Source organism: Klebsiella sp. R390 (genome assembly GCF_051131745.1).
Classification (GTDB): Bacteria; Pseudomonadota; Gammaproteobacteria; order Enterobacterales; family Enterobacteriaceae; genus Klebsiella.
In genome coordinates this window covers 3,250,812-3,275,914 of the sequence record NZ_CP180445.1, presented here as the reverse complement: position 1 = coordinate 3,275,914, position 25,103 = coordinate 3,250,812, and the positions used below count along the sequence as shown (strand labels likewise).

Here is a 25,103-nt window from a genome sequence, read left to right as displayed (position 1 = left end):
GTTAAAAACAGCGTCAGGATACTCTATATCCAGCGTCTTTCAAACTTTCGTTTGAAATCTACCGGTTATGGTTTACGCCCGGTCGCTACAATGTACACTTCACGCGAACGGGCGCGAGAAGAGTCCGGCTTACGAACTTTGACCTTCGTAAACAGGGAGCGAATTTCTCTAAGATACTCATCGAAGCCTTCGCCCTGGAACACCTTCACTACAAAACTACCACCTGGCGCTAATACATCACGAGCCATTCCAAGCGCCAGCTCTACCAAATACATGGCCCGGGGAATATCCACCGCCGGTGTTCCACACATATTTGGCGCCATATCGGACATGACAACCTGTACTTTACTGTCACCTACACGATCCAGTAATGCTTTCAGGACTAATTCATCACGAAAATCGCCCTGAAGGAAGTCCACACCAACGATTGGATCCATCGGTAAAAGATCGCAAGCGATGATGCGGCCGCTGTTTCCGATTTGGGTAACCGCATATTGCGACCAGCCACCGGGGGCAGCGCCGAGGTCAACAATCGTCATCCCCGGTTTAAAAATTTTGTCACCTTGCTGTATTTCATCAAGTTTAAACCAGGCGCGGGAACGTAACCCCTTTTTCTGCGCCTGGAGGACATATTTATCGCTAAAGTGTTCCTGAAGCCAGCGACTTGAGCTGGCAGAACGCTTTTTACCTGTCATTTAACATTCCCATTTCGGGTTCATCATACTTTGCGACGTAAAAATCGACACGGTAGTTTGGCGATATATGGGAGATGGCGGTAGAATGAACCGTTTTCAATCCCAACGTAAGCAAAAAAATACGATGAATCTGAGTACTAAACAAAAACAGCACCTGAAAGGTCTGGCACATCCGCTCAAGCCGGTAGTTATGCTTGGCAATAATGGTTTGACCGAAGGGGTACTGGCCGAGATCGAACAAGCGTTAGAGCACCATGAGCTCATCAAGGTGAAAATCGCATCGGAAGACCGCGAAACGAAAACCTTGATCGTGGAAGCTATCGTGCGCGAAACCGGCGCCTGTAACGTACAGGTCATCGGTAAAACGCTGGTCCTGTATCGCCCAACTAAAGAGCGTAAAATCTCGCTGCCACGCTAAGAATATCCTGAAACTCTACACAACTTTGTGTAAAACGAGGGATTTCTACGGGTAGACGAGCAAAATGCCATGCTCCGGACGTTGATAAAAGGCCGCTATGCGGCCTTTTTCCTTTCTTTACAATCCATCAACATGGTAGCGGGAAATACGGGTTAAAGGTACTCGACCTTAATAATTTCGTATTCTACTTCGCCACCAGGCGTGCGGATTGTTACCACATCATCCTGCTCTTTACCGATCAGACCACGCGCAATCGGTGAATTCACAGAGATCAGATTTTGCTTAAAGTCAGCCTCATCATCACCCACGATGCGGTAGGTCTGCTCTTCATCTGTATCGAGATTCAGAACATTGACCGTCGCGCCAAAAATCACTCGGCCGTTGTTCGGCATTTTAGTGATATCAATCACCTGCGCATTAGACAGTTTGGCTTCAATATCCTTGATACGACCTTCGCAGAAACCTTGCTGTTCGCGGGCTGCATGATATTCAGCGTTCTCTTTCAGATCGCCATGCTCACGCGCATCGGCAATCGCAGCAATGATTTCAGGGCGACGAACAGATTTCAGAAAATCCAGTTCTTCGCGCAGTTTTTCGGCACCACGTAAGGTCATCGGAATAGCTTGCATTTGTTATACCTCTTTATCATTCCTTCATGGAACGGATGCTTCCGTTCCGCAACCGGCCAGGCCATAGGCAGGACAGGAGCAAAAAGAAAACCAACCCGGAAAACATTCCCCAGGTCAGCAGCAATTTTCAATTTGATAAGTATTTTACCCTGAAGTTCACTATGGGTCATCGTTTACTTTACAGGGTATTGCACCGTAGTATGACGGCTCGGTTTCAGGTTGTTAGCGCGAGATTATGCGATTTTCCAGATTTATCATCGGATTGACTGCCGGTATAGCGTTTAGCGCTCAGGCGGCGAATATTGACGACTACATCACCCAGCTTCCCGCGGGTGCGAACCTCGCCTTCATGGCGCAAAAGGTTGGCTCCCCTACGCCGGAGATAGATTTTCACAGTCAGCAGATGGCACTGCCTGCCAGTACCCAGAAGGTGATCACCGCGCTGGCCGCCCTGCTCCAGCTCGGGCCGGATTTCCGTTTTACGACCACCCTCGAAACCAAGGGCAGCCTTGATAGCGGCGTGCTGAAAGGCGATCTCATCGCCCGTTTCGGCGGCGACCCGACTCTCAGACGCCAGGATATTCGCAATATGGTGGCGACGCTGAAAAAAGCCGGCGTCCAGCGGATCGAAGGTAACGTCCTGATTGATACCTCGGTTTTCGCCAGCCATGACAAAGCACCTGGCTGGCCGTGGAACGACATGACCCAGTGTTTCAGCGCGCCTCCGGCTGCCGCCATCGTCGACCGTAACTGTTTTTCTATCTCGCTTTACAGCGCACAGAAGCCTGGCGATCTGGCCTTTATCCGCGTCGCCTCTTACTACCCGGTGACCATGTTCAGCCAGGTGAGAACCCTGGCCCGCGGCTCGTCTGAAGCTCAGTACTGTGAACTTGACGTGGTGACAGGCGATCTGAACCGCTACACCTTAACCGGCTGCCTGCCGCAACGCAGTGAGCCGTTACCACTGGCGTTCGCCATTCAGGACGGAGCCAGTTATGCTGGCGTAATTCTGAAGTCTGAGCTGGCACAAGCAGGGATCACCTACAGCGGCACGCTGTTGCGTCAGACGCTGGCTAACGAGCCGGGAACGGTTCTGGCCACCACACAATCTGCTCCGCTGCACGATCTCCTACGGATCATGCTGAAAAAGTCCGACAACATGATTGCCGATACCGTTTTTCGCACCATCGGTCATGCTCGTCTTGGTGTACCGGGAACCTGGCGTGCCGGTTCTGATGCGGTGCGTCAAATCCTACGTCAGCAGGCCGGTATCGACTTGGGCAATACCATTATTGCCGATGGTTCAGGCCTGTCGCGTCATAACCTGATTGCACCAGCCACCATGATGCAGGTGCTGCAATATATTGCCCAGCATGATAATGAGCTTAACTTTATCTCCATGCTGCCGCTGGCCGGTCACGATGGCTCGCTCCAGTATCGTGCAGGGCTGAATCAGGCGGGCGTTGATGGCAAGGTATCGGCAAAAACGGGTTCATTGCAGGGAGTCTATAACCTCGCCGGCTTTATTACCGCCGCCAGCGGGCAGAAAATAGCCTTTGTGCAGTATTTATCAGGGTATGCCGTACCGCCGGCCGATCAGCGTAACCGACGGATCCCACTGGTGCGCTTCGAAAGCCGGTTATACAAAGATTTGTACCAGAATAACTAAAACAAAAGGGCCGCATTGAATGCGGCCCTTTTTGTACGTCCTGAATAGCGGCAAAAAGCCTTATACAGGCCTTATCGCGCTCACCCCGACCGCAAGTATGGCCGGGATGTCGTTCAGCAGATTAACGCTTGTAGATGAACTCAACGCCTTCTTCGTCGTCTTCGTCCCAGTCGTCATCCCAGTCTTCGTCATCTTCGACTTCAACTTCGGCTTCTTCAAGCTGCTGACGGTGGTAGTCATCCCACATGAACTCGACTTTTTCTGCCACTTTTTCTTCCGGCGCATGCACGATAGGGTTTTCGATGATAAAGGTCATCACGTCCCAGCACAGGTCTTTTACGCCCTGTTGGCTTGCAGCAGAAATCAGATAGAACTTGTCTTCCCAGCCCAACGCCTCGGCAATTGCTTTTGCCTTCGCTTCAGCTTCGGCTTTATCCATCAGGTCAATCTTGTTGAAGACTAACCAGCGCGGTTTCTCAGCCAGCTTCTCGCTGTATTTCTCCAGCTCACCGATGATAATACGCGCGTTTTCAACCGGATCGGATCCGTCGATAGGCTCGATATCGATGAGGTGCAGCAGTACGCGACAACGCTCAAGGTGCTTCAGGAAGCGAATACCCAGACCTGCGCCTTCCGCAGCCCCTTCGATAAGCCCCGGGATATCCGCAACAACGAAGCTCTTCTCGTTATCCATACGGACAACGCCAAGGCTCGGTACCAACGTGGTAAACGGATAGTCAGCCACCTTCGGCTTCGCGGCAGAAACGGCACGAATGAATGTGGATTTACCGGCATTCGGCATGCCCAGCATCCCGACGTCTGCCAGCAGCATCAGCTCCAGCTGCAGGTCGCGCTTGTCACCCGGCGTACCCATTGTTTTTTGACGCGGGGTACGGTTAACGGACGATTTAAAACGAGTGTTGCCCAGACCGTGCCAGCCACCCTTAGCGACCATCAGACGTTGACCATGTTTGGTCATATCGCCCATGACTTCGCCGGTCCCCTGATCGATAACACGGGTCCCTACAGGCACTTTCACCGAGACATCTTTACCACGTTTACCGGTACAGTCGCGGCTCTGACCATTCTGTCCACGCTCGGCGCGGAAAGATTTTTCAAAGCGATAGTCGATCAGGGTGTTCAGGTTTTCGTCCGCTTCCAGCCAGACATCACCACCATCACCACCGTCGCCGCCATCCGGGCCGCCTCGCGGAATATATTTTTCACGGCGGAAGCTAACGCAACCGTTGCCGCCATCACCTGCTACGACCAGGATCGTTGCTTCATCAACAAACTTCATTTTACTCTCCGAAAATCATTCGCCTGAGCGGGGCAGCGGTACAACCGCTTCACGCTTACGTAAGCCACCCCAAAGACGGTGGCCTATGGCGGAGTACATCGCGCCCGCAACCACGACAAACGCACCGAGATAACCTAACAGGTTTAACATCGGTCTGGCGAAAACATCGGGCCAGGCCATTGATAATAAATCTGAAAAAAGCAGCGTAAACAAAGGCGTTAAGGTAATTAACGCGCTGACCTGCGCTGCCTGCCAGCGCGCCATGGCTTCCGCCAGCGCACCGTAGCCTACCAGGGTATTTAACCCGCAGAAAAACAGGCACGCTAGCTGCCAGTCGCTTAACGCCAGAACCTGCGAAAGCGTTGCCAGGGGCAACAGTGCTATCGTACATAAAGTGTACAGCAAAAAGAGGATCTGCTGTGACGCCAGGCGGCGTAATAACACCTTTTGTGCGACGCCATAGCTGACCCAGACTGCGGCCGCTCCGACGCCGAAAATTACCCCCCACGTGTAATCCGTCAGGCGGGTAAAAATTTCAATCAGGCTGGTGTTAAAAAACATCACCAGCCCGCAAATCAGCATTAGCGCCCCCACGACCTGGGTGCCGCGCATCTTCTCCTTCAGGATGAATACGCTGGCCACCATCATGCCGACCGGAGACAGCTGGCCGATCACCTGAGAAGCCGTAGGGCTAAGATATTGCAGGGAAGAGCTAAACAGGATGAAGTTACCGAACAGGCCGCCCGTCGCAATGGCCAGTAGTACCAACCAGCGCGGTTTGCGAAAGAGGCGCAGCGGCGGCAGTTTTCCCCTGATCGCCAGGATAGTGCCAAGGCCGATACTCGCCATCAAAAAGCGATAGAACACCACGGTTGGTGGCTCCATCACTTCAAGAACCTGCTTCATTGCAATTGGCAATGCACCCCAGCACATTGCGGTGGTGAGTGCCAAAAGAATGCCAATGCCGGCCTGCTGCTTCATACCCGTTTTCCCTGCAGAAAAATATCCGGGGTTCTAATGTAAAAAGCCCCGCAACACGTTGCGGGGCTTTAATCCGTTACCGGACCACGAAAAACTTACTCAGCAACGATGCTGATGTATTTACGGTTGTTCGGGCCTTTAACTTCAAATTTCACTTTACCGTCTGCTTTAGCAAACAGAGTGTGGTCACGACCGCAACCTACGTTGGTGCCTGCGTGGAACTTGGTGCCACGCTGACGAACGATGATGCTACCCGCCAGAACGGATTCGCCACCGAAACGCTTAACGCCGAGACGTTTAGCTTCTGAATCGCGACCGTTACGAGTTGAGCCGCCAGCCTTTTTATGTGCCATTTAAATCTCTCCTCAGGTCTTAGGCGCTGATGCCAGTAATTTTCACATCAGTGAACCACTGACGATGGCCCTGCTGTTTACGGTAGTGTTTACGACGACGAAACTTAACGATTTTAACTTTCTCGCCACGACCGTGAGCAACAACTTCAGCTTTGATTACGCCGCCCTCAACGAAAGGAACGCCGATCTTGATTTCTTCACCGTTTGCGATCATCAGAACTTCAGCGAACTCAACAGCTTCGCCAGTTGCGATGTCCAGCTTTTCCAGGCGAATGGTCTGACCTTCGCTTACTCGGTGTTGTTTACCACCACTTTGGAAAACCGCGTACATATAAAACTCCGCTTCCGTGCACCTCTTCGTGTGATTCAGAGTGCACTATAAATATTCACAATAGGGCGCGAATATTACGCAAAACGCGAGCCTTTGACAAGAGCGATTAGCGATCAACGCAGAAAAAAAACACAACTTTCACGCTAACGTTTATCTATGGCAATTTTTCAGTACAATCATAGCTTCTTTTAATTCTATCTTAATCCTTCTGTGAACCCACCTGGATTCGCGGTAACAGGACATGTGGCCCGGCTTTTGCGATGAATTTAGAAAAAATCAATGAGTTAACCGCGCAAGATATGGCGGGTGTCAATGCGGCAATCCTTGAGCAACTTGACTCAGATGTTCAGCTTATCAATCAGTTAGGCTATTACATCATTAGCGGAGGCGGAAAACGTATTCGACCGATGATCGCGGTCCTTGCTGCGCGGGCCGTCGGCTACCAGGGCGACGCGCACATCACCATTGCCGCACTGATCGAATTTATCCATACCGCAACCCTGCTGCATGATGATGTGGTTGACGAGTCAGACATGCGTCGTGGCAAGGCGACAGCAAACGCCGCTTTTGGCAACGCTGCCAGCGTGTTGGTGGGTGATTTTATCTATACGCGTTCTTTCCAGATGATGACCAGTCTCGGCTCGCTGAAGGTACTGGAAGTCATGTCGAAAGCCGTTAACGTGATTGCTGAAGGCGAAGTGCTGCAGCTGATGAACGTCAACGACCCGGATATCACGGAAGAAAATTACATGCGGGTGATTTACAGCAAAACCGCCCGCCTGTTTGAAGCTGCCGCCCAGTGTTCCGGTATTCTCGCAGGCTGTACCGCAGAGCAGGAACAGGCGCTGCAGGACTACGGTCGTTATCTTGGTACGGCGTTCCAGCTGATCGACGATTTGCTCGATTACAGCGCCGATGGCGAGCGTCTCGGCAAAAACGTCGGCGATGACCTGAATGAAGGTAAACCCACGTTGCCGCTGCTCCACGCCATGCGTCACGGCACGCCTGAGCAGTCTGCAATGATACGTGGAGCGATTGAGCAAGGTAACGGTCGCCACCTGCTGGATGCCGTGCTGGAAACCATGGCGGCCTGCGGTTCACTGGACTGGACCCGCCAGCGCGCGGAAGAAGAAGCGGATAAGGCTATTGCCGTCCTGCAGGTTCTCCCCGATTCGCCGTGGCGCGAAGCGCTCATCGGCCTGGCGCATATTGCCGTGCAACGCGATAGCTAATCCCTTTGGTATGACTCCCGCGCAGCGCGCGGGAAGTTCCATAAAACTCCAGAAAACATCTCACACCTTGCTATCCCTGGCGCATTCCGAATATTCAAACACTTTACTAGAACTTGTTAGAACTTAAATAATCCTGAGCGTATAGTTATTACGTCGCCCATCCGCGGCGTACTGGCCCCTTACCACCGGGAGAATTTATGGATAAGTTCATCGACTGGCATCAAGCAGACATCATTGCGGGATTACGCAAAAAAGGGACGTCGCTCGCAGCAGAATCGCGGCGCAACGGCTTAAGTTCTTCAACACTGGCAAATGCGCTGACCCGGCCGTGGCCGAAAGGCGAGCTGATAATTGCGACGGCGCTGGATACTACGCCCTGGGCGATCTGGCCCTCGCGCTACCATGATCCTGTCACCCATCAGTTTATCGACAGAACACAGATGATACGCCAGAAGAAAGAGAGCAAGTGAAGTGAGACGTGAATGTAAAAACAGCCCCCGGACGGACGTCAGAGGGCTGTTTTTATGGCAGGTTTATTCGCCTTTGATGCGCTCGATATTTGCGCCCAGCGCCTGCAGTTTGTCTTCAATACGCTCGTAACCACGGTCAATGTGGTAAATACGATCGACAATCGTGGTTCCTTCCGCGATGCAGCCCGCCAGAACCAGGCTGGCAGAAGCACGCAGATCGGTCGCCATCACCTGTGCACCTGAAAGCTGTGCCACGCCATGGCAGATCGCCGTATTACTTTCGATTTCAGCATGCGCGCCCATACGGATAAGTTCCGGGATATGCATGAAGCGGTTTTCGAAAATGGTCTCGGTAATCACACCGGTCCCTTCCGCAACCAGGTTCAGCAGCGTGAACTGCGCCTGCATGTCAGTCGGGAATCCTGGGTGTGGCGCGGTACGCACGTTGACGGCTTTCGGACGTTTGCCGTGCATATCCAGGCTAATCCAGTCTTCACCGGTTTCGATGTCCGCACCCGCGTCACGCAGCTTGGCCAGTACGGCATCCAGCGTATCAGGCTGTGCGTTACGGCACACAATTTTACCGCCGGAGATCGCCGCAGCCACCAGGAAAGTACCTGTTTCGATACGGTCCGGCAGCACGCGGTAAACACCGCCACCCAGACGCGCGACGCCTTCGATGGTGATGCGGTCAGTCCCCTGACCTGTAATCTTCGCACCCAGCGCGTTGAGGAAGTTCGCCGTATCGACGATTTCCGGCTCACGGGCGGCGTTTTCGATAACGGTGGTGCCTTCTGCCAGGGTCGCTGCGCTCATGATGGTCACGGTTGCGCCTACGCTGACCTTGTCCATCACGATATGTGCGCCTTTAAGACGCCCGTTGACCGACGCTTTCACATAGCCTTCTTCCAGCTTGATTTCAGCGCCCAGTTGCTCCAGGCCGACAATATGCAGGTCGACCGGACGCGCACCGATAGCACAGCCACCCGGCAGTGAAACCTGACCCTGGCCAAAGCGAGCCACCAGCGGCCCCAACGCCCAAATGGAAGCACGCATCGTTTTAACCAGGTCGTACGGTGCACAGAAGACGTCAACCGGACCGGCATCGATCCAGACCGAGCCATTGCGCTTCACATTGGCACCGAGCTGGCTCAGCAGCTTCATCGTGGTATCGATGTCTTTCAGTTTGGGGACGTTCTGGATCTCAATCGGCTCTTCTGCCAACAGTGCCGCAAAAAGGATCGGCAGGGCTGCGTTTTTCGCACCGGAGATAGTGACCTCACCCTGAAGGCGAGTCGGCCCCTGAACACGGAATTTATCCATTGATTCTGTTCTCTGTTAAAAATTTACCTATGCTGCAGGGAGCGTCCCGGCAGCTTAAAAGCCGTTTAGTTTGCGGTCTCGTGCCCATTCTTGCGGGGTAAACGCTTTGATCGACAGCGCATGAATACGGTTGTCGGCAATATATTCCATTAACGGGGCATAGATTGCCTGCTGTTTTTTTACCCGGCTCATGCCGTCAAACATCTCACCCACAGCAGTAACCTGGAAGTGGCTGCCATCGCCAGAGACGTGGACTTCCTGAAGGGAGAGTGCGTTCATCAGCACGGTCTGAATTTCATGATTTTCCATGGGTTCACATTTTATCTGGTGGTGAAAATAGCCCAACATCTTAGAGGAAAGTGACGCAGTCTTAAACAAGCAAAAAGTCCCTTCTAAAATTTAGAGGGGACTTTCAGGATAACCTTAGCAATAACGCACTGAAAAACTATGGGATCATATCGGCAGGAAGATTGTAGAGGCTGACTAACGTTTGCAGATTTTCGCTTTTGCCCGTCAGTGTCGCTTCCCTGCCCTGATGGCGAATTAACGCCACGAAATGCATCAGCAGCGCCAGCCCGGCGGTATCGACCCGGGTAACCGCATTAAGATCGATGACCGATACGCCATCCGTCGCCTGCGCACGGGCATCCCAGAGCGGGACCAGCAGATCCTGGTCCAGCTCCCCATGCAGCGCCAGTCGCTCGCCATCGCGAGTCCAGCTCAGCTGCCCGGTCATTATTTTTTCTGTTCCAGAGTGATCGGCTGCGCAGAGATCGATTTCAACTGCGCGGTCAGGCCATCAACACCTTTGGTACGCAGCAGATCGCTCCACTCGTTCTGCTTGGTGGTGATCATACTCACCCCTTCGGCAATCATGTCATAAGCCTGCCAGTTGCCGGTCTGGGTGTTCTTACGCCACTGGAAGTCCAGACGTACCGGCGGACGGCCGTTAGGGTCGAGAATCGTTACGCGAATAGGAACAATCGTCGCATCGCCCAGCGGCTGTTCCGGTGCAATCTGATACGTCTGACCGTGGTACATCGCCAGCGCCTGGCCATAGGCCTGCTTCAGATATTCACGGAAGGCCGTAAAGTAGGCTTCGCGCTGCGCCGGCGTCGCATCTTTGTAATAGCGGCCCAGCACCAGCGCACCCGCATATTTCACCTGGACATACGGCATCAGTTCCTGATCGACGATATCACGAAGGTAGTTCGGGTTAGCCTGAATCTTCGGCTGTTCGTTTTTCAGGCGATCGAAGGTTTTTTGCGCCGCTTCATTCATCAGCTTATACGGATTGGTCTGATCCGCCGCCGTCGCAGCGGTCAATGGGGCAATCACCAACATGGCGATCATCAGTACGCGTTTAAACATATCGTTTTTCTCCTGAAATTAATGCGTCGTGGCAGCCGGCTGCGTCGCGTCAGTATGGGCCGCTTCCGCAGACGAATCATCGCCAGAATTCTTATTGTCACCGCCTTTACTGCTGTAAAGGAACTGACCAATCAGGTCTTCCAGTACCATGGCTGACTTGGTGTCCTGAATTGTGCCGCCATCTTTAAGGATAGACGTCCCGAGTTCCGGGTCTTCAAAACCGACATTCAGCGCCAGATACTGTTCCCCCAGCAGGCCTGAGGTACGAATGGCCAATGAACTGGTATCAGGGATATGGTTGTAGCTCTCATCGATATCGATCGCCACACGCGGCAGATAGGTTTTCGGATCCAGCGTGATGTCCGCGACCCGACCCACGACAACGCCACCGATACGCACCGGAGAGCGAGCTTTGAGTCCACCAATATTGTCGAAGGTGGCATAGATACGATACGTCGGCTCAGTACGCAGAGACGTCACGTTAGCGGCCTTCAGGCAGACAAACAGCGCCGCCAGTAATGCCGCTAGTAAGAACACACCTACCCAGATTTCACTTTTTTTCGTTTGCATGAACTCAATTCCCAAACATCAGCGCAGTCAGCACAAAATCCAGCCCCAGAACCGCCAGCGACGAATGCACTACCGTGCGCGTCGTTGCCCGGCTAATCCCGGCGGAAGTGGGGATAGCGTCATAACCGTTAAATAACGCCACCCAGGTCACCGTAACGGCGAATACCAGGCTCTTAATCAGACAGTTAACCAGATCCATTCGCCAGTCGACGGCATTTTGCATCGCGCTCCAGAAGAAGCCGCTGTCGATACCTTTCCAGCTGACGCCCACCAGCGAGCCGCCCCAGATCCCCACGGCGACAAAAATAATGGTCAACAGCGGCAGCGAAATCACCCCAGCCCAGAAGCGAGGCGAAATCACGCGACGCAGCGGATCCACCGCCATCATCTCCATACTGGAGAGCTGTTCGGTCGCCCGCATCAGGCCAATTTCGGCCGTCAGTGCAGAGCCCGCGCGTCCGGCAAACAGCAACGCGGCAACCACCGGTCCCAGCTCGCGCAGCAGCGACAGCGAGACCAGCATGCCTAAACTGGTCTCGGCGCTGTAGGTGGTTAACACCAGATAGCCCTGCAGCCCCAGCACCATGCCGATAAACAGCCCTGACACGATGATGATCAACATTGACAGTACGCCGACGTTATAGAGCTGGCGAACCAGCAGCGGCGCATGCTTACGAAACTCCGGCTTGCCCACGACGGCATTGAACAGCATTAACCCGGCACGCCCGAACGTCGCGGTGGTTTTAATCCCCCGATGCCCGAGTGATGCCAGCAGATTTAGCAGCATCAGTTACTCACTCCCTTGCCGAGTAAATCATGGTGATAGTCGCCCGCCGGATAGCGGAACGGCACCGGACCGTCGGCGATACCGTCGATAAACTGACGAACCCGCGGGTCGTCATTTTCCCGCAGCGACTGTGCGCTGCCATGGGCCACGATTTTTTTGTCGGCCACGATATACGCATAGTCCGCAATGCTGAGCACTTCCGGCACGTCATGCGACACCACAATACAGGTCACACCAAGCGTGCTGTTCAGTTCCGAAATCAGCTTAACCAGCACGCCCATGGTGATCGGATCCTGCCCGACAAACGGCTCGTCGAACATGATCAGATCCGGCTCCAGTGCGATGGCCCTCGCCAACGCGGCACGCCGTGCCATCCCGCCAGAGAGCTCGGAAGGCATTAACTTCGCGGCACCGCGCAGGCCGACGGCCTCGAGTTTCATCATAACGGTGGTGTGCAGCAACGCTTCAGGCAGACGCGTATGTTCGCGCAGCGGGTAAGCAACGTTATTGAACACATTCATATCAGTGAACAGTGCGCCGGACTGGAACAGCATGCTCATACGCTTGCGCACGGTATAGAGGCGCGAGCGTGACATCGCGGGCACGTTTTCGCCATCAAACAGGATCTCGCCTTTATCGGGCGGGATCTGTCCACCGATCAGGCGCAGCAGCGTCGTTTTACCGATCCCCGATGGCCCCATGATCGCCGTGATCTTACCGCGCGGCACTGACAGCGAGATGTCATCGAAGATCACCCGATCGCCGCGAGAGAAGCGGATACCGCGAACTTCGACCAAATTCGCCAACGTTTGGCTCATAAAATCATCCTTCCTAAACATCCCTCGGGCTAAGCATGGCGCGTACCTTCACCACAAACCCAACATTTTTACAGAATCTTACCTGCCTGGGTTAGCGAAAACTGGCATTTGTTTTACTTTTGACAAACATAAAGTCAAAATTAAGAATTCGTTACGCTGCAGACGGAATGGGACAGCGAAGCGACGATTATACCTGAAGAAAGGACTTTAGATGCTCTTAGCGACGGCTCTGTTAATCATTGGTTTACTGCTGGTAGTCTACAGCGCCGATCGTCTGGTCTACGCCGCTTCCATTCTGTGCCGAATGCTGGGGATCCCGCCGCTGATAATCGGAATGACGGTGGTCAGTATTGGCACCAGCTTGCCCGAGATCATCGTTTCTGCAGCCGCCTCCCTGCACGGGCAGACCGATTTAGCCATCGGTACGGCAATCGGCTCCAATATCACCAATATATTATTAATACTTGGCCTCGCTGCCCTGCTCCATCCATTTACCGTGCATTCTGATATCCTGCGCCGCGAGTTGCCGCTAATGTTGCTGGTCAGTTTGCTGGCAAGCTTTGTGCTGTACGATGGGCAACTGTCCCGTATAGATGGCCTGTTTTTATTCGCACTGGCCATACTGTGGTTGCTGTTTACGATTAAAATCGCCCGCATTGCTGAACGCCAGGGCAGCGATAGCCTGACCCGGGAACAGATGGCAGAACTCCCGCGGGAAGGTTCGCTTCCGGTCGCCCTGCTGTGGTTAGGTGTGGCCCTGATTATTATGCCAATGGCCACCCGAATGGTCGTGGACAACGCCACCGTGCTGGCTAACTATTTTGCTATCAGCGAGCTGACCGTCGGTCTGACGGTGGTCGCCATCGGGACCAGCCTGCCGGAGCTCGCGACGGCGATCGCCGGGGCGAGAAAAGGGGAAGATGACATCGCCATCGGTAATATTATTGGCGCGAATATTCTCAATATCGCCCTGGTTCTTGGCTTACCGGCACTGATTGCACCGGGCGGGTTCGCGCCGGAGGCATTTACCCGCGACTACGCGGTCATGATGTTCGTCAGCGTGATCTTCGCCCTGCTGTGCTGGCGCCGTAAGCAGCAACTAAGCCGTCTTGTCGGTGCGCTCCTGGTCGGCGGTTTTGTAGTTTGGTTGGCGATGCTGTACTGGGCAGCACCGCTCTTCGTTGAATGACTCGGGATAACATTATGTCGCAAATAGATTTGCCAACGGATTTTGACTTTCAACGGGCAGGACGTGAAGTGCTGGACATTGAACGTGAAGGTCTGGCTCAACTCGATCAATACATTAACGCCGATTTTACGCAGGCCTGCGAAAAGATCTTCCGCTGTAGCGGGAAAGTAGTGGTGATGGGGATGGGCAAATCTGGCCATATCGGGCGTAAAATGGCGGCCACCTTCGCCAGCACTGGTACGCCTTCGTTTTTCGTTCATCCCGGCGAAGCAGCCCACGGTGACTTAGGCATGGTGACACCGCAAGATGTTATCATTGCGCTCTCCAATTCCGGTGAATCAAACGAGATCCTGGCGCTGATTCCGGTCCTGAAACGCCAGCAGGTGCCACTCATCTGCATGACCAGCCGCCCGGAAAGCAGCATGGCGCGCGCGGCAGATATTCACCTTTGCGTGAAAGTATTGAAGGAAGCCTGTCCGTTAGGGCTGGCCCCAACGTCCAGCACTACCGCCGCACTGGTGATGGGTGATGCCCTGGCGGTCGCGCTGCTGGAAGCACGTGGTTTTACCGCTGAAGATTTCGCCCTGTCGCATCCTGGCGGCGCACTGGGTCGTAAGCTGCTGCTGCGGGTCAATGATATTATGCATACGGGTGATGAAATCCCGCATGTCAACGTGACGGCAACTCTGCGCGATGCGCTGCTGGAAATCACGCGTAAAAATTTAGGCATGACGGCAGTCTGCGACGACGACATGAACATCATTGGTATTTTCACCGATGGTGACCTGCGCCGGGTGTTCGATACCGGCGTCGATATGCGTAACGCCAGCATCGCCGAGGTGATGACACCGGGGGGGATCCGCATCCGCCCCGGCATTCTGGCCGTGGATGCGCTGAACCTGATGCAGTCACGTCATATCACCTGCGTGTTAGTTGCCGATGGCGACCATCTGTTGGGTGTGGTACATATGCACGATCTCCTGCGCGCGGGCGTAGTGTAAGTAAGGATAAAATAATGAATAATGCTGATGCTCTGCTGGCAACCTGTTACGGACCGGTAAGCGCTGAGTTTATCGAGCGGGCGGCGAAGATCCGTTTGCTCATCCTCGACGTTGACGGCGTGCTGTCCGACGGTCTTATCTACATGGGTAACCACGGCGAAGAGCTGAAGGCGTTTAACGTACGGGATGGTTATGGGGTCCGCTGCGCACTGACTTCCGGTATTGAGGTCGCGATTATTACCGGGCGAAAAGCTAAACTGGTAGAAGACCGTTGTCAGACACTGGGCATTACGCACCTGTATCAAGGGCAGTCTGATAAACTGCTGGCATTCCGTGACTTATTAAGCAAGCTGGCGGTCCATCCGGAAGAAGTTGCCTACATTGGCGATGACCTGATCGACTGGCCGGTGATGGCAGAAGTCGGGCTAAGCGTTGCGGTGGCAGATGCCCACCCTCTGCTGCTGCCCCGAGCGAACTACATCACCCGCATCAATGGCGGGCGTGGCGCGGTACGAGAAGTCTGCGATTTGTTACTCCTGGCGCAGGGCAAGCTGGATGAGGCCAAAGGACAATCAATATGAGTAAAACCAGACGTTGGGTTATTATTTTACTATCGCTGGTCGCGCTGGTCCTGATAGGCCTGAATCTGGCGGGTACGGACGACGCGCCTGCACCAGAGGCCAATCCTGCTGACCCAACGTACACCAGTGAGCATACCGATACCGTGGTCTACAGCCCTGAAGGGGCGCTTAACTATCGCTTAATCGCTGAGCATGTGGAGTATTTTTCCGCCGAGGCGCTATCGTGGTTCACCAAACCGGTCATGACGACCTTTGACACCAATAAGGTCCCGACCTGGTCTATCAAAGCAGACAAGGCAAAGCTGACCAACGACCGCATGCTGTATCTTTACGGGCATGTTGAGGTAAACGCACTGACAGCGGACTCTCAACTGCGCAAAATTACGACGGATAACGCCCAGATAAACCTGGTAACACAAGATGTTACCTCCGATGACATGGTGACGTTGTACGGGACAACATTTAATTCTAGCGGCCTGAAAATGCGCGGTAACTTGCGCAGCAAAACTGCCGAGCTGATTGAAAAGGTTAGAACCTCTTATGAAATTCAGAACAAACAAACTCAGCCTTAAGATTGCGCTCGCCAGCGCCATTCTGGCCGCCAGCCTGCCGGCACTGGCCAAAACCGGTGATACCGATCAGCCGATCCACATCGAATCCGATCAGCAGTCGCTGGATATGCAGGGCAATATCGTCACCTTTACCGGCAATGTGGTCGTCACCCAGGGCACCATCAAAATCAACGCGGATAAGGTGGTCGTCACCCGTCCTGGCGGGGAAAAAGGCAAAGAAGTGATCGACGGTTTTGGCAACCCGGCCACCTTCTATCAGATGCAGGACAACGGCAAACCGGTGAAAGGCCGCGCCGATAAAATGCATTATGAATTGCAGAACGATTTTGTGGTGCTGACCGGCAACGCGCACCTGGATCAGCTCGACAGCAACATTCAGGGCGACAAGATCACCTATCTGGTGAAAGAGCAGAAAATGCAGGCTTTCAGCAGTAAAGGCGGACGCGTAACCACGGTTCTGGTTCCTTCGCAGCTGCAGGACAAAAGTGGCGATCAGTCAAAGAAAGGTAAGTAATTCGTTATGGCAACATTAACTGCAAAGAATCTTGCTAAAGCCTATAAAGGCCGCCGCGTGGTGGAAGATGTCAGTCTGACCGTGAACTCCGGCGAGATTGTCGGCCTGCTTGGCCCTAACGGCGCCGGTAAAACCACGACCTTCTACATGGTGGTGGGCATTGTACCGCGCGACGCCGGCAACATTATCATCGACGATGAAGATATCAGCCTGCTGCCGCTGCACGCGCGCGCGCGCCGGGGCATTGGCTATCTGCCGCAGGAAGCCTCTATTTTCCGCCGCCTGAGCGTGTTTGATAACCTGATGGCGGTGTTGCAGATTCGGGACGATCTCAGCAGCGAGCAGCGCGAAGACCGCGCCAAAGAGCTGATGGAAGAGTTTCATATCGAACATCTACGCGACAGCCTCGGTCAGGCGCTTTCCGGTGGTGAACGCCGTCGTGTCGAAATCGCCCGTGCGCTGGCCGCTAACCCGAAATTTATCCTGCTGGATGAACCCTTTGCCGGCGTGGATCCGATTTCCGTTATCGATATCAAACGGATCATCGAACACCTGCGAGACAGCGGTCTTGGGGTACTGATCACCGACCATAACGTCAGGGAAACGCTGGCCGTTTGTGAACGCGCCTATATCGTTAGCCAGGGTCACCTGATTGCCCACGGCACGCCTCAGCAAATCCTTGAAGACGAGCAGGTTAAGCGCGTGTATCTTGGGGAAGACTTCAGACTCTGATAGGGTAGAGGTTACAGACGTTTTAGCCGGAGATATTTGCCCTGAATATGAAGCAAGGTTTGCAATTAAGGCTAAGCCAACAGCTTGCCATGACGCCACAACTGCAGCAGGCCATCCGTTTGCTGCAGTTGTCCACGTTAGAACTCCAGCAGGAACTCCAGCAGGCGCTGGAGAGTAATCCGTTGCTTGAGCAAACCGATCTTCACGATGAGGTAGAAACCAAAGAGGTCGAGGACCGCGAATCGCTGGATACGGTCGATGCGCTTGAGCAAAAAGATATGCCGGAGGAGTTGCCCCTCGACGCCAGCTGGGATGAGATCTACACCGCCGGTACACCGTCAGGAAACGGCGTTGACTATCAGGACGACGAGCTGCCGGTCTATCAGGGCGAAACGACCCAAAGCCTGCAGGATTACCTGATGTGGCAGGTCGAGCTGACGCCATTTACCGATACCGATCGCGCCATCGCCACCTCTATCGTCGACGCCGTCGATGATACGGGCTATCTCACCATTCGGATCGAAGACATTGTCGAGAGCATCGACGATGAAGAGATCGGCCTCGAAGAAGTTGAAGCGGTACTAAAACGTATCCAGCGTTTTGATCCGGTTGGCGTGGCGGCGAAAGATCTGCGCGACTGCCTGCTGGTTCAACTTTCACAATATGCGAAAGAGACTCCCTGGCTGGAAGAGGCCCGGCTGATCATCAGCGATCATCTTGATCTGCTCGCCAACCATGATTTTCGTTCCTTAATGCGCGTGACGCGCCTTAAAGAAGATGTGCTGAAAGAAGCGGTTAACCTGATCCAGTCGCTCGATCCTCGCCCAGGCCAGTCGATCCAGACCAGTGAGCCAGAGTACGTCATTCCTGACGTTCTGGTACGCAAGGTTAGCGACCGCTGGGTAGTGGAGCTGAATTCCGACAGTATCCCGCGGCTGAAAATCAATCAGCACTATGCCGCAATGGGTAACAGCTCGCGCAATGACGCCGACAGCCAGTTTATCCGCAGCAACCTGCAGGAAGCCCGCTGGCTAATTAAGAGCCTGGAAAGCCGTAACGATACGCTGCTGCGCGTCAGCCGCTGCATCGTCGAGCAGCAGCAGGCCTTCTTCGAGCAGGGCGAAGAGTACATGAAACCGATGGTGCTGGCGGATATTGCCCAGGCCGTCGAAATGCATGAATCCACCATTTCACGTGTCACCACTCAAAAATACCTGCACAGTCCGCGCGGTATTTTTGAGCTGAAGTATTTCTTCTCCAGCCACGTCAGTACCGAAGGCGGCGGCGAGGCATCCTCCACCGCCATTCGTGCGCTGGTGAAGAAGTTAATCGCCGCGGAGAACCCCGCGAAGCCGTTGAGTGACAGTAAGCTCACCACCATACTGTCCGAACAAGGTATCATGGTCGCGCGCCGTACCGTTGCCAAGTACCGAGAGTCTTTATCCATTCCGCCGTCCAACCAGCGTAAACAACTGGTCTGACACAACCGATAAGGAAGACACTATGCAGCTCAACATTACAGGACACAACGTCGAGATCACCCCTGCACTGCGCGACTTCGTTAACGCGAAGTTCAGCAAACTGGAGCAGTTTTTCGACCGGATCAATCAGGTCTACATTGTGTTAAAAGTAGAGAAGGTAACGCAAATTGCGGATGCCAATCTGCATGTCAACGGTGGCGAAATCCATGCCAGTGCGGAAGGGCAGGATATGTATGCCGCTATCGATGGTCTTATCGATAAGCTGGCAAGACAGTTAACAAAACATAAAGATAAACTAAAACAACACTAATTGTCCGGGCGTTGCTCTCGCCTGTTACCCGCTTTAATGGGTAGCAGGCAAGGGGCGCTCAGGTGAAATTATGATGAACAACGATTCGGCTCTACAACTGAGCAACGTCCTTAACCAGGAATGTACCCGTAGCCAGGTTCACTGCCAGAGCAAAAAACGCGCGCTGGAAATCATCAGTGAGCTGGCGGCTAAACAGTTAGGTTTACCGCCCCAACTGGTGTTTGAAGCTATTCTCACTCGCGAGAAAATGGGCAGCACCGGGATTGGCAATGGGATCGCCATTCCTCATGGCAAGCTCGAAGAGGATACGCTGCGTGCGGTTGGCGTATTTGTCCAGCTGGAAACCCCGATTGCATTTGATGCCATCGACAACCAGCCGGTCGACCTGCTGTTTGCACTTCTGGTGCCGGCCGATCAGACCAAGACCCATCTGCATACGCTGTCGCTGGTGGCGAAGCGGCTGGCAGATAAAACCATTTGTCGTCGCCTGCGCGCAGCGCAAAGCGATGAAGAACTGTATGAGATCATCACCGAAGCAGGAAGCAGCGATGATAGTTAACGAGAGTCGCACTTCATTCTTTATCGTACTGAGGAGAAACGGTACATGGTACTGATGATCGTCAGTGGCCGCTCAGGCTCGGGGAAATCCGTTGCCCTGCGGGCACTGGAAGATATGGGTTTCTACTGCGTAGATAACCTGCCGGTTGTGCTGCTGCCCGAACTGGCCCGCTCGCTGGCCGACAGAAACATGTCAGCAGCCGTCAGCATTGACGTGCGCAATATGCCGGAATCACCGGAGATCTTTGAGCAGGCCATGAAAAACCTGCCAGAGACGTTTTCACCTCAGCTCCTGTTCCTTGATGCCGACCGTAACACGCTGATCCGCCGCTATAGCGACACGCGCCGTCTGCACCCGTTGTCGAGCAAGAATCTGTCGCTTGAAAGCGCAATTGACGAAGAGAGCGCCCTGCTGGAACCGTTACGTTCCCGAGCAGACCTGATCGTCGATACCTCCGAAATGTCGGTGCATGAACTAGCAGAAATGCTGCGTACGCGCCTGCTCGGTAAGCGTGAGCGCGAACTGACCATGGTCTTTGAATCCTTTGGGTTTAAGCACGGCATCCCGATTGATGCCGATTATGTCTTCGACGTGCGCTTCCTACCCAACCCGCACTGGGATCCCAAACTGCGTCCAATGACCGGGCTGGATAAACCGGTGGCGGCCTTCCTTGACCGGCACACGGAAGTTCACAATTTTATTTACCAGACCCGCAGCTATCTTGAGCTATGGTTACCGATGCTGGAGACCAATAATCGCAGCTATCTGACGGTGGCTATTGGTTGTACCGGCGGTAAACATCGCTCGGTCTACATTGCCGAGCAACTGGCTGACTACTTCCGCTCACGCGGCAAGAATGTGCAGTCTCGCCATCGGACGCTGGAAAAACGCAAATCATGACTGTAAAGCAGACCGTTGAAATCACGAATAAGCTGGGTATGCACGCCCGCCCGGCGATGAAGCTGTTTGAGCTGATGCAAAATTATGACGCAGAAGTGTTGCTGCGCAATGATGAAGGCACGGAAGCCGAAGCCAATAGTGTGATTGCCTTGCTCATGCTCGACTCAGCAAAGGGTCGGCAAATTGAGATTGAGGCCAACGGTCCGCAGGAAGCAGAGGCGCTGGCGGCGGTCATTGCGCTGTTCAACGCCGGTTTTGACGAAGATTAGCCTTTATCTGATGCACTCCCCGGCCGCGCGATGCTGACCGGGGCTCACGCTCCCTGTCCTGTTTCAGTCCAGCTTATGCGTCCGCATAAACCCTTCTCCGCCTAACTGGCGCATCTGACGCAGGATCCACGCCTGGCGGCTGCGAATATAGCCGGACGGCGCATCGGCGCGAAAGCGGATCGGGTTAGGCAGTACCGCCGCCAGAAGCGCGGCTTCCGAAGCGGTTAGCTTGCTGGCTGGCTTATGGAAAAAACGCTGAGAGGCGGCTTCAACACCAAACGTCCCTTCGCCAAACTCGGCAATATTCAGATAGACCGTCAGGATACGTTTCTTACTCCACACCGTCTCAATACCCACCGTCAGTCCGGCCTCCAGCCCTTTGCGCAACCAGCTGCGCCCATCCCACAAGAACAGGTTTTTCGCCGTCTGCTGCGACAGCGTCGAGGCACCGCGCACGCGATTTTCCTCGCGTTGATTGTGCGCCAGCGCTTTTTCTATCGCCGACACATCAAAGCCCCAGTGCTCGGGAAACTTTTGGTCCTCTGACGCAATAACCGCCAGCCCCATCCACGGTGATATCTCATCCATGCTGACCCAGTCCGAATGGGCAACGTAGTGGAAATCACCGTGCAACCATGCGCCAACCTGCCGCTCCAGCATGACGGCGGAAAAGGGCACCGGCAGAACGCTAAAGAGTGCGATTCCCCCGCCCCACATCACCACCCCAATCATCAGGATACGCAGCAGCACGCGCTTGAATATCCGCAGCGGCGACAGGCGACGAACACTCATGCAGCGAGAACCAGTACGCGAGCCACCAGCTTCTCAATGCCACTTGCCGCTTCCGCGATGTTCTGTGCCAGCATCCAGGCCGGGGTCGTCACGACCTTGTTCTCTTCATCGACCACAATGTCATCGACCGGGCAAGGCACGTGTTCCGCGCCCATCTCTTCCACCACATCAGCAGTATCGAGATCGGTGCCGATAGTTATCCGCAAGGGCACAGAGAAAATTTTCGGCAGCAGCGCCGGGGCAATGCACATAAAGCCCAGCGGTTTTCCGGCCTCATGCATCGCCAGCACCAACGCTTTCAGGTCGCTATCAACCAGGCATTCAGCACCCTGCGAGGCAAAGCTACTGAGGTTCTTCGCCGCGCCAAAGCCACCGGGAACAATCAGCGCGTCTAACGCCTCGGCCCGGGCGCTGGCCAGAGGCTGGATATCGCCACGGGCAATACGCGCCGCCTCAATCAGCACGTTGCGCGTTTCACCCAGCGGTTCGCCGGTCAGATGGTTGATAACGTCCGTTTGGGCTTTATCCGGCGCAAAACAGATGGCCTGCGCGCCACCACGGGCAATCGCCAACAGGGTAATGACCGCTTCATGGATCTCCGTCCCGTCATACACGCCACATCCGCTCAGTACCACACCAATCTTTTTCATACGCCCACTCCTTAGTACAACTTACTGAAACCAGTCAAAAATTTTGATTTACTCGCATTGCTTCACATATTTAACTGATTCACGTAACAAATAATTTAAGGTTTGCTATCTTAATGAGCGAGCAAACCGAATCCTCAGGTTGCGCTGCATATAACTCGTTCTAAAAATTCTGGCGCAACGACCAGTTCCCTGGTGTTGGCGCAGTGTTCGCGCACCCCGGTTTATCCGGGGTCATTTTTTTGGTGCCGACGCCACCCACGCCTTCAACACCGCCACATCGTTCTGCCACTCTGACTTCATCTCTTCAACCCATTCAGCAACGTTATCTGACCACGCTGGCAGGTCCGGGGTCTGAATCTGCTGTCCGAGCTGCTGAATATGACGCAGGCCGATAGAGCCCGCCGCGCCTTTGATCTTATGCCCTTCATCCACGATGCCTTTGCGGTCACGGGCGGTCAAATTAGACTCCAGCACCGCCATATAGCCAGGCATCATCTTCTCGAACACCGCCAGGCCGTCGTTGATAAGCTTCGGCCCGACCAGCTCGATATACTGCTCAAGCATTGGAATATCGAGCACCGAAGAGGCTTTACTCGCATCAACCTCCGGCATCTCGCACTCATCCTCTTCCGGGGAATCCCAGAATTTTTTAATGATGGCGGTTAATGCCGGCACCGATAGCGGCTTGCTCAGGACATCGTCCATGCCGGCATCGAGATACTCTTTTTTGTTTTTCAGCACATTCGCCGTCAGCGCCACCAGCGGCGGCAGCTCATCGGCTGCAAAGTGCTGTTTAAGATGCCGGGAAATATCCAGGCCGGTCATATCCGGAAGCTGGATATCCAACAAGACAAGATCATATTCGCCCGGTTTAAACATCTCCAGCGCCGCGGTACCGGTCATCGCGACGTCCACGGTATTACCCAGTTTCTCCAGCACCGAGCGCGCGACGATCACGTTAAGCTCGATATCTTCGACCAGCAGCACGCTGAGCGCCGGCAGCGGCATCTCATCATCAGTCAGGCTGTCTTCCGTCTCTTCCGCCACCGCAGGCGCATGCACGGTCAACGTAAACGTCGCCCCTTGTCCTGGCAAACTGGAGACATTAATGTCGCCGCCCATATTGCGTGCCAGACGACGCGACACGGCAAGGCCAATCCCGGTCCCGGTTGCCGGTTTACCGCCGTGGCTGTCTTTTACCTGATAGTACATGGCGAAGATCTTATCCTGCTCCGCCTGGGGAATACCGATACCGGAGTCCTCCACTTCAAAGTGCAGAATGTCCCCCTCATCGTAACGTACGCGGACGGTGACATTTCCGCCCTGCGGCGTAAATTTCACGGCGTTGCTGATAAGATTCCACAAGATCTGCCGCAGACGCGTTCCGTCAGTCACCACGTTATGTGGCAACGGCTGCGTCGGATCCATCACGAAGCGCAGCCCCTTCTGCTGTGCCTGCAGGCCGGAGAGGTTTTCGAGGTCGGCCAGGAAGCTGGTGAAGTCGACCGGCTGGTTATCCAGCTGAACCTTACGGCGCTCCATCTTATCCATGTCGATAATATCGTTGAAAATATTCCCCAACGTTACCGCCGACACATGAATGGTCTTGAGGTATTTTTCCTGCTCGCCGGTCAGGTCGGTATCCAGCAGGATACGGCTCAGCCCGACGATGCCATTCAGCGGCGTACGCAGCTCATGGCTGATAGTGGAAATAAAAGTGGTCTTGTCGCGGCTGGCGCGTTCCAGGGCATCCTGGTAGCGCTTACGTTCCGTAATATCGCGGCCAAAGCCCATCAGCCCCCGGCGTTTACCCACGCGGTCATAGTAGGGGACTTTGCGGATCTCAAAGCAGGCTTTGCGCCCGTCGGGATAATCCAGCCACTGTTCATAGGTCAGGGAGACGTTATGGCGGAAGACTTTCTCATCCGTCTCGAGGACTTTTACCGCCGCTTCCTCGTTATAGACATCCTGAGGTTTCAGGTGAATAAGCTGCTTTTCGCTTTTCCCTGTCAGCAACTCCATAGCGCGGTTACAGCCGGAAAACTCTTTGTCTTCATTACGATAGAAAACCAAATCCGGGGAGGCATCCAGGAAAGAGCGCAGGAAGGAAGATTGCTGCTCTAGCTGAATTTGCGCCTCTTCGCGCTCTTTCATCTCAATCTTCAGCTGTTCAAGGGTCGTTTCGCGCTCGGCTTCCGCTTTCTCACGTTCGCCAATCTCCTGATTCAGCTGGGCAATGTTGTCCTTAAGCTGCACGTTGAGCTTCAGGTCGCGTTCGCGCATCTCCTCAAGCTTTTCAACCAGTCGGGAGAGACGCTGCCGCGACTCTTCCAGTTGCTCAACAACTACCGATAGAAAATAGACCGCCCAGGGCGTGATCAGCAGACCAAAGAAGATGGAGCGGATAACATCGATACTCTCGACCTGGCCATGCAGCACCATGGTAACGGCCATCTGCACGACAATCGCCAGCACCACTAGTGCAAGGGCCAACAGCATGGAAAAACGCACCAGACCCAACTTCATCATCAGGTCAACATAGTACTGCGCCAGCATACGGATTTGCTTCATAAGGGATTCCTTCGCGACAACTCCGCACAATAATA

At 54.2% G+C, this 25,103-nt stretch carries 31 protein-coding genes; 15 read left to right on the top strand and 16 right to left on the bottom strand.

What is annotated here, in order from left to right:
- Window positions 1-65: 65 nt before the first annotated feature.
- A complete protein-coding gene (rlmE, locus tag ACMYSP_RS15295) occupies window positions 66-695 on the bottom strand; it encodes a 23S rRNA (uridine(2552)-2'-O)-methyltransferase RlmE (protein ID WP_123756323.1) in 630 nt (209 codons plus the stop codon).
- Window positions 696-819: 124 nt separating this feature from the next.
- Between rlmE and yhbY the strand changes: the two genes are divergently transcribed.
- Complete coding sequence (gene yhbY / locus ACMYSP_RS15290) at window positions 820-1,113, top strand: ribosome assembly RNA-binding protein YhbY (protein WP_004139797.1); 294 nt, start codon at window positions 820-822, stop codon at window positions 1,111-1,113.
- Window positions 1,114-1,265: 152 nt separating this feature from the next.
- On the opposite strand, the gene greA is transcribed toward yhbY, so the two are convergent.
- Window positions 1,266-1,742 (bottom strand): transcription elongation factor GreA, encoded by a 477-nt coding sequence (gene greA, locus ACMYSP_RS15285; protein ID WP_123756322.1) that lies wholly within the window; start codon window positions 1,740-1,742, stop codon window positions 1,266-1,268.
- Window positions 1,743-1,977: 235 nt separating this feature from the next.
- Between greA and dacB the strand changes: the two genes are divergently transcribed.
- Complete coding sequence (gene dacB / locus ACMYSP_RS15280) at window positions 1,978-3,411, top strand: serine-type D-Ala-D-Ala carboxypeptidase (protein ID WP_434582913.1); 1,434 nt, start codon at window positions 1,978-1,980, stop codon at window positions 3,409-3,411.
- A 121-nt stretch (window positions 3,412-3,532) separates the two neighbouring features.
- Here the strand turns inward: dacB and cgtA are convergent, their stop codons facing one another.
- The 4 genes from cgtA to rplU form a co-directional block, all read right to left on the bottom strand.
- Entirely contained in the window at window positions 3,533-4,711 is a 1,179-nt protein-coding gene (gene cgtA, locus ACMYSP_RS15275) for an Obg family GTPase CgtA (protein ID WP_123756320.1), read from the bottom strand.
- Between the two features lie 15 nt (window positions 4,712-4,726).
- Complete coding sequence (locus tag ACMYSP_RS15270) at window positions 4,727-5,692, bottom strand: DMT family transporter (protein WP_434582912.1); 966 nt, start codon at window positions 5,690-5,692, stop codon at window positions 4,727-4,729.
- 95 nt (window positions 5,693-5,787) lie between these two features.
- Window positions 5,788-6,045 (bottom strand): 50S ribosomal protein L27, encoded by a 258-nt coding sequence (gene rpmA / locus ACMYSP_RS15265; RefSeq protein ID WP_003861831.1) that lies wholly within the window; start codon window positions 6,043-6,045, stop codon window positions 5,788-5,790.
- A 19-nt stretch (window positions 6,046-6,064) separates the two neighbouring features.
- Window positions 6,065-6,376, bottom strand: a complete 312-nt coding sequence (rplU, locus tag ACMYSP_RS15260) for a 50S ribosomal protein L21 (protein ID WP_004106123.1) — start codon at window positions 6,374-6,376, stop codon at window positions 6,065-6,067.
- A 260-nt stretch (window positions 6,377-6,636) separates the two neighbouring features.
- On the opposite strand from rplU, the gene ispB reads away from it, so the two are divergent.
- Window positions 6,637-7,608 (top strand): octaprenyl diphosphate synthase, encoded by a 972-nt coding sequence (ispB, locus tag ACMYSP_RS15255; protein WP_434582911.1) that lies wholly within the window; start codon window positions 6,637-6,639, stop codon window positions 7,606-7,608.
- A gap of 197 nt (window positions 7,609-7,805) precedes the next feature.
- Window positions 7,806-8,078, top strand: coding sequence for a DNA-binding transcriptional regulator SfsB (gene sfsB / locus ACMYSP_RS15250; RefSeq protein WP_123756317.1), 273 nt, complete (start codon window positions 7,806-7,808; stop codon window positions 8,076-8,078).
- Window positions 8,079-8,141: 63 nt separating this feature from the next.
- On the opposite strand, the gene murA is transcribed toward sfsB, so the two are convergent.
- The 7 genes from murA to mlaF all read right to left on the bottom strand — a co-directional run bounded on the left by murA (window position 8,142) and on the right by mlaF (window position 12,947).
- Entirely contained in the window at window positions 8,142-9,401 is a 1,260-nt protein-coding gene (gene murA / locus ACMYSP_RS15245) for a UDP-N-acetylglucosamine 1-carboxyvinyltransferase (RefSeq protein ID WP_174509427.1), read from the bottom strand.
- A gap of 54 nt (window positions 9,402-9,455) precedes the next feature.
- On the bottom strand, window positions 9,456-9,710 hold the full coding sequence (ibaG, locus tag ACMYSP_RS15240; protein ID WP_123756315.1) for a BolA family iron metabolism protein IbaG: 255 nt from the start codon (window positions 9,708-9,710) through the stop codon (window positions 9,456-9,458).
- A 136-nt stretch (window positions 9,711-9,846) separates the two neighbouring features.
- On the bottom strand, window positions 9,847-10,137 hold the full coding sequence (gene mlaB / locus ACMYSP_RS15235) for a lipid asymmetry maintenance protein MlaB (protein ID WP_434582910.1): 291 nt from the start codon (window positions 10,135-10,137) through the stop codon (window positions 9,847-9,849).
- Entirely contained in the window at window positions 10,137-10,772 is a 636-nt protein-coding gene (gene mlaC / locus ACMYSP_RS15230) for a phospholipid-binding protein MlaC (protein ID WP_434582908.1), read from the bottom strand. The genes mlaB and mlaC overlap by 1 nt, the downstream gene beginning before the upstream one ends.
- A gap of 18 nt (window positions 10,773-10,790) precedes the next feature.
- Window positions 10,791-11,342, bottom strand: coding sequence for an outer membrane lipid asymmetry maintenance protein MlaD (gene mlaD, locus ACMYSP_RS15225; protein WP_434582907.1), 552 nt, complete (start codon window positions 11,340-11,342; stop codon window positions 10,791-10,793).
- 4 nt (window positions 11,343-11,346) lie between these two features.
- Window positions 11,347-12,129: a lipid asymmetry maintenance ABC transporter permease subunit MlaE gene (mlaE, locus tag ACMYSP_RS15220; RefSeq protein WP_123756311.1), complete on the bottom strand. Its 783-nt coding sequence runs from the start codon at window positions 12,127-12,129 to the stop codon at window positions 11,347-11,349.
- Window positions 12,129-12,947, bottom strand: a complete 819-nt coding sequence (gene mlaF / locus ACMYSP_RS15215) for a phospholipid ABC transporter ATP-binding protein MlaF (protein ID WP_434582906.1) — start codon at window positions 12,945-12,947, stop codon at window positions 12,129-12,131. The genes mlaE and mlaF overlap by 1 nt, the downstream gene beginning before the upstream one ends.
- A 211-nt stretch (window positions 12,948-13,158) precedes the next feature.
- On the opposite strand from mlaF, the gene ACMYSP_RS15210 reads away from it, so the two are divergent.
- The 11 genes from ACMYSP_RS15210 to npr all read left to right on the top strand — a co-directional run bounded on the left by ACMYSP_RS15210 (window position 13,159) and on the right by npr (window position 21,055).
- Window positions 13,159-14,136, top strand: a complete 978-nt coding sequence (locus ACMYSP_RS15210; protein ID WP_434582905.1) for a calcium/sodium antiporter — start codon at window positions 13,159-13,161, stop codon at window positions 14,134-14,136.
- Entirely contained in the window at window positions 14,133-15,137 is a 1,005-nt protein-coding gene (gene kdsD, locus ACMYSP_RS15205) for an arabinose-5-phosphate isomerase KdsD (protein ID WP_410003350.1), read from the top strand. Before ACMYSP_RS15210 ends, kdsD begins: the two co-directional genes overlap by 4 nt.
- A gap of 14 nt (window positions 15,138-15,151) precedes the next feature.
- Window positions 15,152-15,718 carry a 3-deoxy-manno-octulosonate-8-phosphatase KdsC gene (gene kdsC / locus ACMYSP_RS15200; protein WP_434582903.1) on the top strand — a complete coding sequence of 189 codons (567 nt, stop codon included), beginning with the start codon at window positions 15,152-15,154 and terminating at the stop codon, window positions 15,716-15,718.
- Complete coding sequence (lptC, locus tag ACMYSP_RS15195) at window positions 15,715-16,290, top strand: LPS export ABC transporter periplasmic protein LptC (RefSeq protein WP_434582902.1); 576 nt, start codon at window positions 15,715-15,717, stop codon at window positions 16,288-16,290. Before kdsC ends, lptC begins: the two co-directional genes overlap by 4 nt.
- Complete coding sequence (gene lptA, locus ACMYSP_RS15190) at window positions 16,259-16,804, top strand: lipopolysaccharide ABC transporter substrate-binding protein LptA (protein WP_434582901.1); 546 nt, start codon at window positions 16,259-16,261, stop codon at window positions 16,802-16,804. The genes lptC and lptA overlap by 32 nt, the downstream gene beginning before the upstream one ends.
- A gap of 6 nt (window positions 16,805-16,810) precedes the next feature.
- On the top strand, window positions 16,811-17,536 hold the full coding sequence (gene lptB / locus ACMYSP_RS15185) for an LPS export ABC transporter ATP-binding protein (protein WP_434582900.1): 726 nt from the start codon (window positions 16,811-16,813) through the stop codon (window positions 17,534-17,536).
- Between the two features lie 47 nt (window positions 17,537-17,583).
- Window positions 17,584-19,017, top strand: coding sequence for an RNA polymerase factor sigma-54 (gene rpoN / locus ACMYSP_RS15180; RefSeq protein WP_174509420.1), 1,434 nt, complete (start codon window positions 17,584-17,586; stop codon window positions 19,015-19,017).
- Window positions 19,018-19,039: 22 nt separating this feature from the next.
- Window positions 19,040-19,327, top strand: coding sequence for a ribosome hibernation promoting factor (gene hpf / locus ACMYSP_RS15175; RefSeq protein ID WP_123756302.1), 288 nt, complete (start codon window positions 19,040-19,042; stop codon window positions 19,325-19,327).
- 70 nt (window positions 19,328-19,397) lie between these two features.
- Window positions 19,398-19,886, top strand: a complete 489-nt coding sequence (gene ptsN / locus ACMYSP_RS15170) for a PTS IIA-like nitrogen regulatory protein PtsN (protein ID WP_434582899.1) — start codon at window positions 19,398-19,400, stop codon at window positions 19,884-19,886.
- 45 nt (window positions 19,887-19,931) lie between these two features.
- Window positions 19,932-20,786 carry an RNase adapter RapZ gene (rapZ, locus tag ACMYSP_RS15165; RefSeq protein ID WP_434582898.1) on the top strand — a complete coding sequence of 285 codons (855 nt, stop codon included), beginning with the start codon at window positions 19,932-19,934 and terminating at the stop codon, window positions 20,784-20,786.
- A complete protein-coding gene (npr, locus tag ACMYSP_RS15160; RefSeq protein ID WP_123756299.1) occupies window positions 20,783-21,055 on the top strand; it encodes a PTS phosphocarrier protein NPr in 273 nt (90 codons plus the stop codon). Before rapZ ends, npr begins: the two co-directional genes overlap by 4 nt.
- Before the next feature lie 63 nt (window positions 21,056-21,118).
- On the opposite strand, the gene mtgA is transcribed toward npr, so the two are convergent.
- The 3 genes from mtgA to arcB all read right to left on the bottom strand — a co-directional run bounded on the left by mtgA (window position 21,119) and on the right by arcB (window position 25,068).
- The gene (gene mtgA, locus ACMYSP_RS15155; protein ID WP_434582897.1) at window positions 21,119-21,847 is read right to left on the bottom strand and encodes a monofunctional biosynthetic peptidoglycan transglycosylase; all 729 of its coding nucleotides are present in this window, start codon (window positions 21,845-21,847) and stop codon (window positions 21,119-21,121) included.
- Window positions 21,844-22,497 (bottom strand): isoprenoid biosynthesis glyoxalase ElbB, encoded by a 654-nt coding sequence (elbB, locus tag ACMYSP_RS15150; protein ID WP_434582896.1) that lies wholly within the window; start codon window positions 22,495-22,497, stop codon window positions 21,844-21,846. Before elbB ends, mtgA begins: the two co-directional genes overlap by 4 nt.
- Before the next feature lie 231 nt (window positions 22,498-22,728).
- Window positions 22,729-25,068: an aerobic respiration two-component sensor histidine kinase ArcB gene (gene arcB, locus ACMYSP_RS15145; RefSeq protein WP_434582894.1), complete on the bottom strand. Its 2,340-nt coding sequence runs from the start codon at window positions 25,066-25,068 to the stop codon at window positions 22,729-22,731.
- Between the last annotated feature and the right edge of the window lie 35 nt (window positions 25,069-25,103).

What these genes read in the sequence shown, in the direction of transcription:
- npr (WP_123756299.1), top strand. Translation starts at nt 20,783, where the DNA reads ATGACTGTAAAGCAGACCGTTGAAATCACGAATAAGCTGGGTATGCAC.
- elbB (WP_434582896.1), bottom strand. Translation starts at nt 22,497, where the DNA reads ATGAAAAAGATTGGTGTGGTACTGAGCGGATGTGGCGTGTATGACGGG.
- kdsD (WP_410003350.1), top strand. Translation starts at nt 14,133, where the DNA reads ATGACTCGGGATAACATTATGTCGCAAATAGATTTGCCAACGGATTTT.
- mlaF (WP_434582906.1), bottom strand. Translation starts at nt 12,947, where the DNA reads ATGAGCCAAACGTTGGCGAATTTGGTCGAAGTTCGCGGTATCCGCTTC.
- sfsB (WP_123756317.1), top strand. Translation starts at nt 7,806, where the DNA reads ATGGATAAGTTCATCGACTGGCATCAAGCAGACATCATTGCGGGATTA.
- rpmA (WP_003861831.1), bottom strand. Translation starts at nt 6,045, where the DNA reads ATGGCACATAAAAAGGCTGGCGGCTCAACTCGTAACGGTCGCGATTCA.
- yhbY (WP_004139797.1), top strand. Translation starts at nt 820, where the DNA reads ATGAATCTGAGTACTAAACAAAAACAGCACCTGAAAGGTCTGGCACAT.
- kdsC (WP_434582903.1), top strand. Translation starts at nt 15,152, where the DNA reads ATGAATAATGCTGATGCTCTGCTGGCAACCTGTTACGGACCGGTAAGC.
- rlmE (WP_123756323.1), bottom strand. Translation starts at nt 695, where the DNA reads ATGACAGGTAAAAAGCGTTCTGCCAGCTCAAGTCGCTGGCTTCAGGAA.
- greA (WP_123756322.1), bottom strand. Translation starts at nt 1,742, where the DNA reads ATGCAAGCTATTCCGATGACCTTACGTGGTGCCGAAAAACTGCGCGAA.
- mlaC (WP_434582908.1), bottom strand. Translation starts at nt 10,772, where the DNA reads ATGTTTAAACGCGTACTGATGATCGCCATGTTGGTGATTGCCCCATTG.
- rpoN (WP_174509420.1), top strand. Translation starts at nt 17,584, where the DNA reads ATGAAGCAAGGTTTGCAATTAAGGCTAAGCCAACAGCTTGCCATGACG.
- cgtA (WP_123756320.1), bottom strand. Translation starts at nt 4,711, where the DNA reads ATGAAGTTTGTTGATGAAGCAACGATCCTGGTCGTAGCAGGTGATGGC.
- lptC (WP_434582902.1), top strand. Translation starts at nt 15,715, where the DNA reads ATGAGTAAAACCAGACGTTGGGTTATTATTTTACTATCGCTGGTCGCG.
- ptsN (WP_434582899.1), top strand. Translation starts at nt 19,398, where the DNA reads ATGATGAACAACGATTCGGCTCTACAACTGAGCAACGTCCTTAACCAG.
- lptA (WP_434582901.1), top strand. Translation starts at nt 16,259, where the DNA reads ATGAAATTCAGAACAAACAAACTCAGCCTTAAGATTGCGCTCGCCAGC.
- ACMYSP_RS15210 (WP_434582905.1), top strand. Translation starts at nt 13,159, where the DNA reads ATGCTCTTAGCGACGGCTCTGTTAATCATTGGTTTACTGCTGGTAGTC.
- mlaE (WP_123756311.1), bottom strand. Translation starts at nt 12,129, where the DNA reads ATGCTGCTAAATCTGCTGGCATCACTCGGGCATCGGGGGATTAAAACC.
- hpf (WP_123756302.1), top strand. Translation starts at nt 19,040, where the DNA reads ATGCAGCTCAACATTACAGGACACAACGTCGAGATCACCCCTGCACTG.
- lptB (WP_434582900.1), top strand. Translation starts at nt 16,811, where the DNA reads ATGGCAACATTAACTGCAAAGAATCTTGCTAAAGCCTATAAAGGCCGC.
- mlaD (WP_434582907.1), bottom strand. Translation starts at nt 11,342, where the DNA reads ATGCAAACGAAAAAAAGTGAAATCTGGGTAGGTGTGTTCTTACTAGCG.
- ACMYSP_RS15270 (WP_434582912.1), bottom strand. Translation starts at nt 5,692, where the DNA reads ATGAAGCAGCAGGCCGGCATTGGCATTCTTTTGGCACTCACCACCGCA.
- dacB (WP_434582913.1), top strand. Translation starts at nt 1,978, where the DNA reads ATGCGATTTTCCAGATTTATCATCGGATTGACTGCCGGTATAGCGTTT.
- rapZ (WP_434582898.1), top strand. Translation starts at nt 19,932, where the DNA reads ATGGTACTGATGATCGTCAGTGGCCGCTCAGGCTCGGGGAAATCCGTT.
- murA (WP_174509427.1), bottom strand. Translation starts at nt 9,401, where the DNA reads ATGGATAAATTCCGTGTTCAGGGGCCGACTCGCCTTCAGGGTGAGGTC.
- arcB (WP_434582894.1), bottom strand. Translation starts at nt 25,068, where the DNA reads ATGAAGCAAATCCGTATGCTGGCGCAGTACTATGTTGACCTGATGATG.
- rplU (WP_004106123.1), bottom strand. Translation starts at nt 6,376, where the DNA reads ATGTACGCGGTTTTCCAAAGTGGTGGTAAACAACACCGAGTAAGCGAA.
- mtgA (WP_434582897.1), bottom strand. Translation starts at nt 21,847, where the DNA reads ATGAGTGTTCGTCGCCTGTCGCCGCTGCGGATATTCAAGCGCGTGCTG.
- ibaG (WP_123756315.1), bottom strand. Translation starts at nt 9,710, where the DNA reads ATGGAAAATCATGAAATTCAGACCGTGCTGATGAACGCACTCTCCCTT.
- mlaB (WP_434582910.1), bottom strand. Translation starts at nt 10,137, where the DNA reads ATGACCGGGCAGCTGAGCTGGACTCGCGATGGCGAGCGACTGGCGCTG.
- ispB (WP_434582911.1), top strand. Translation starts at nt 6,637, where the DNA reads ATGAATTTAGAAAAAATCAATGAGTTAACCGCGCAAGATATGGCGGGT.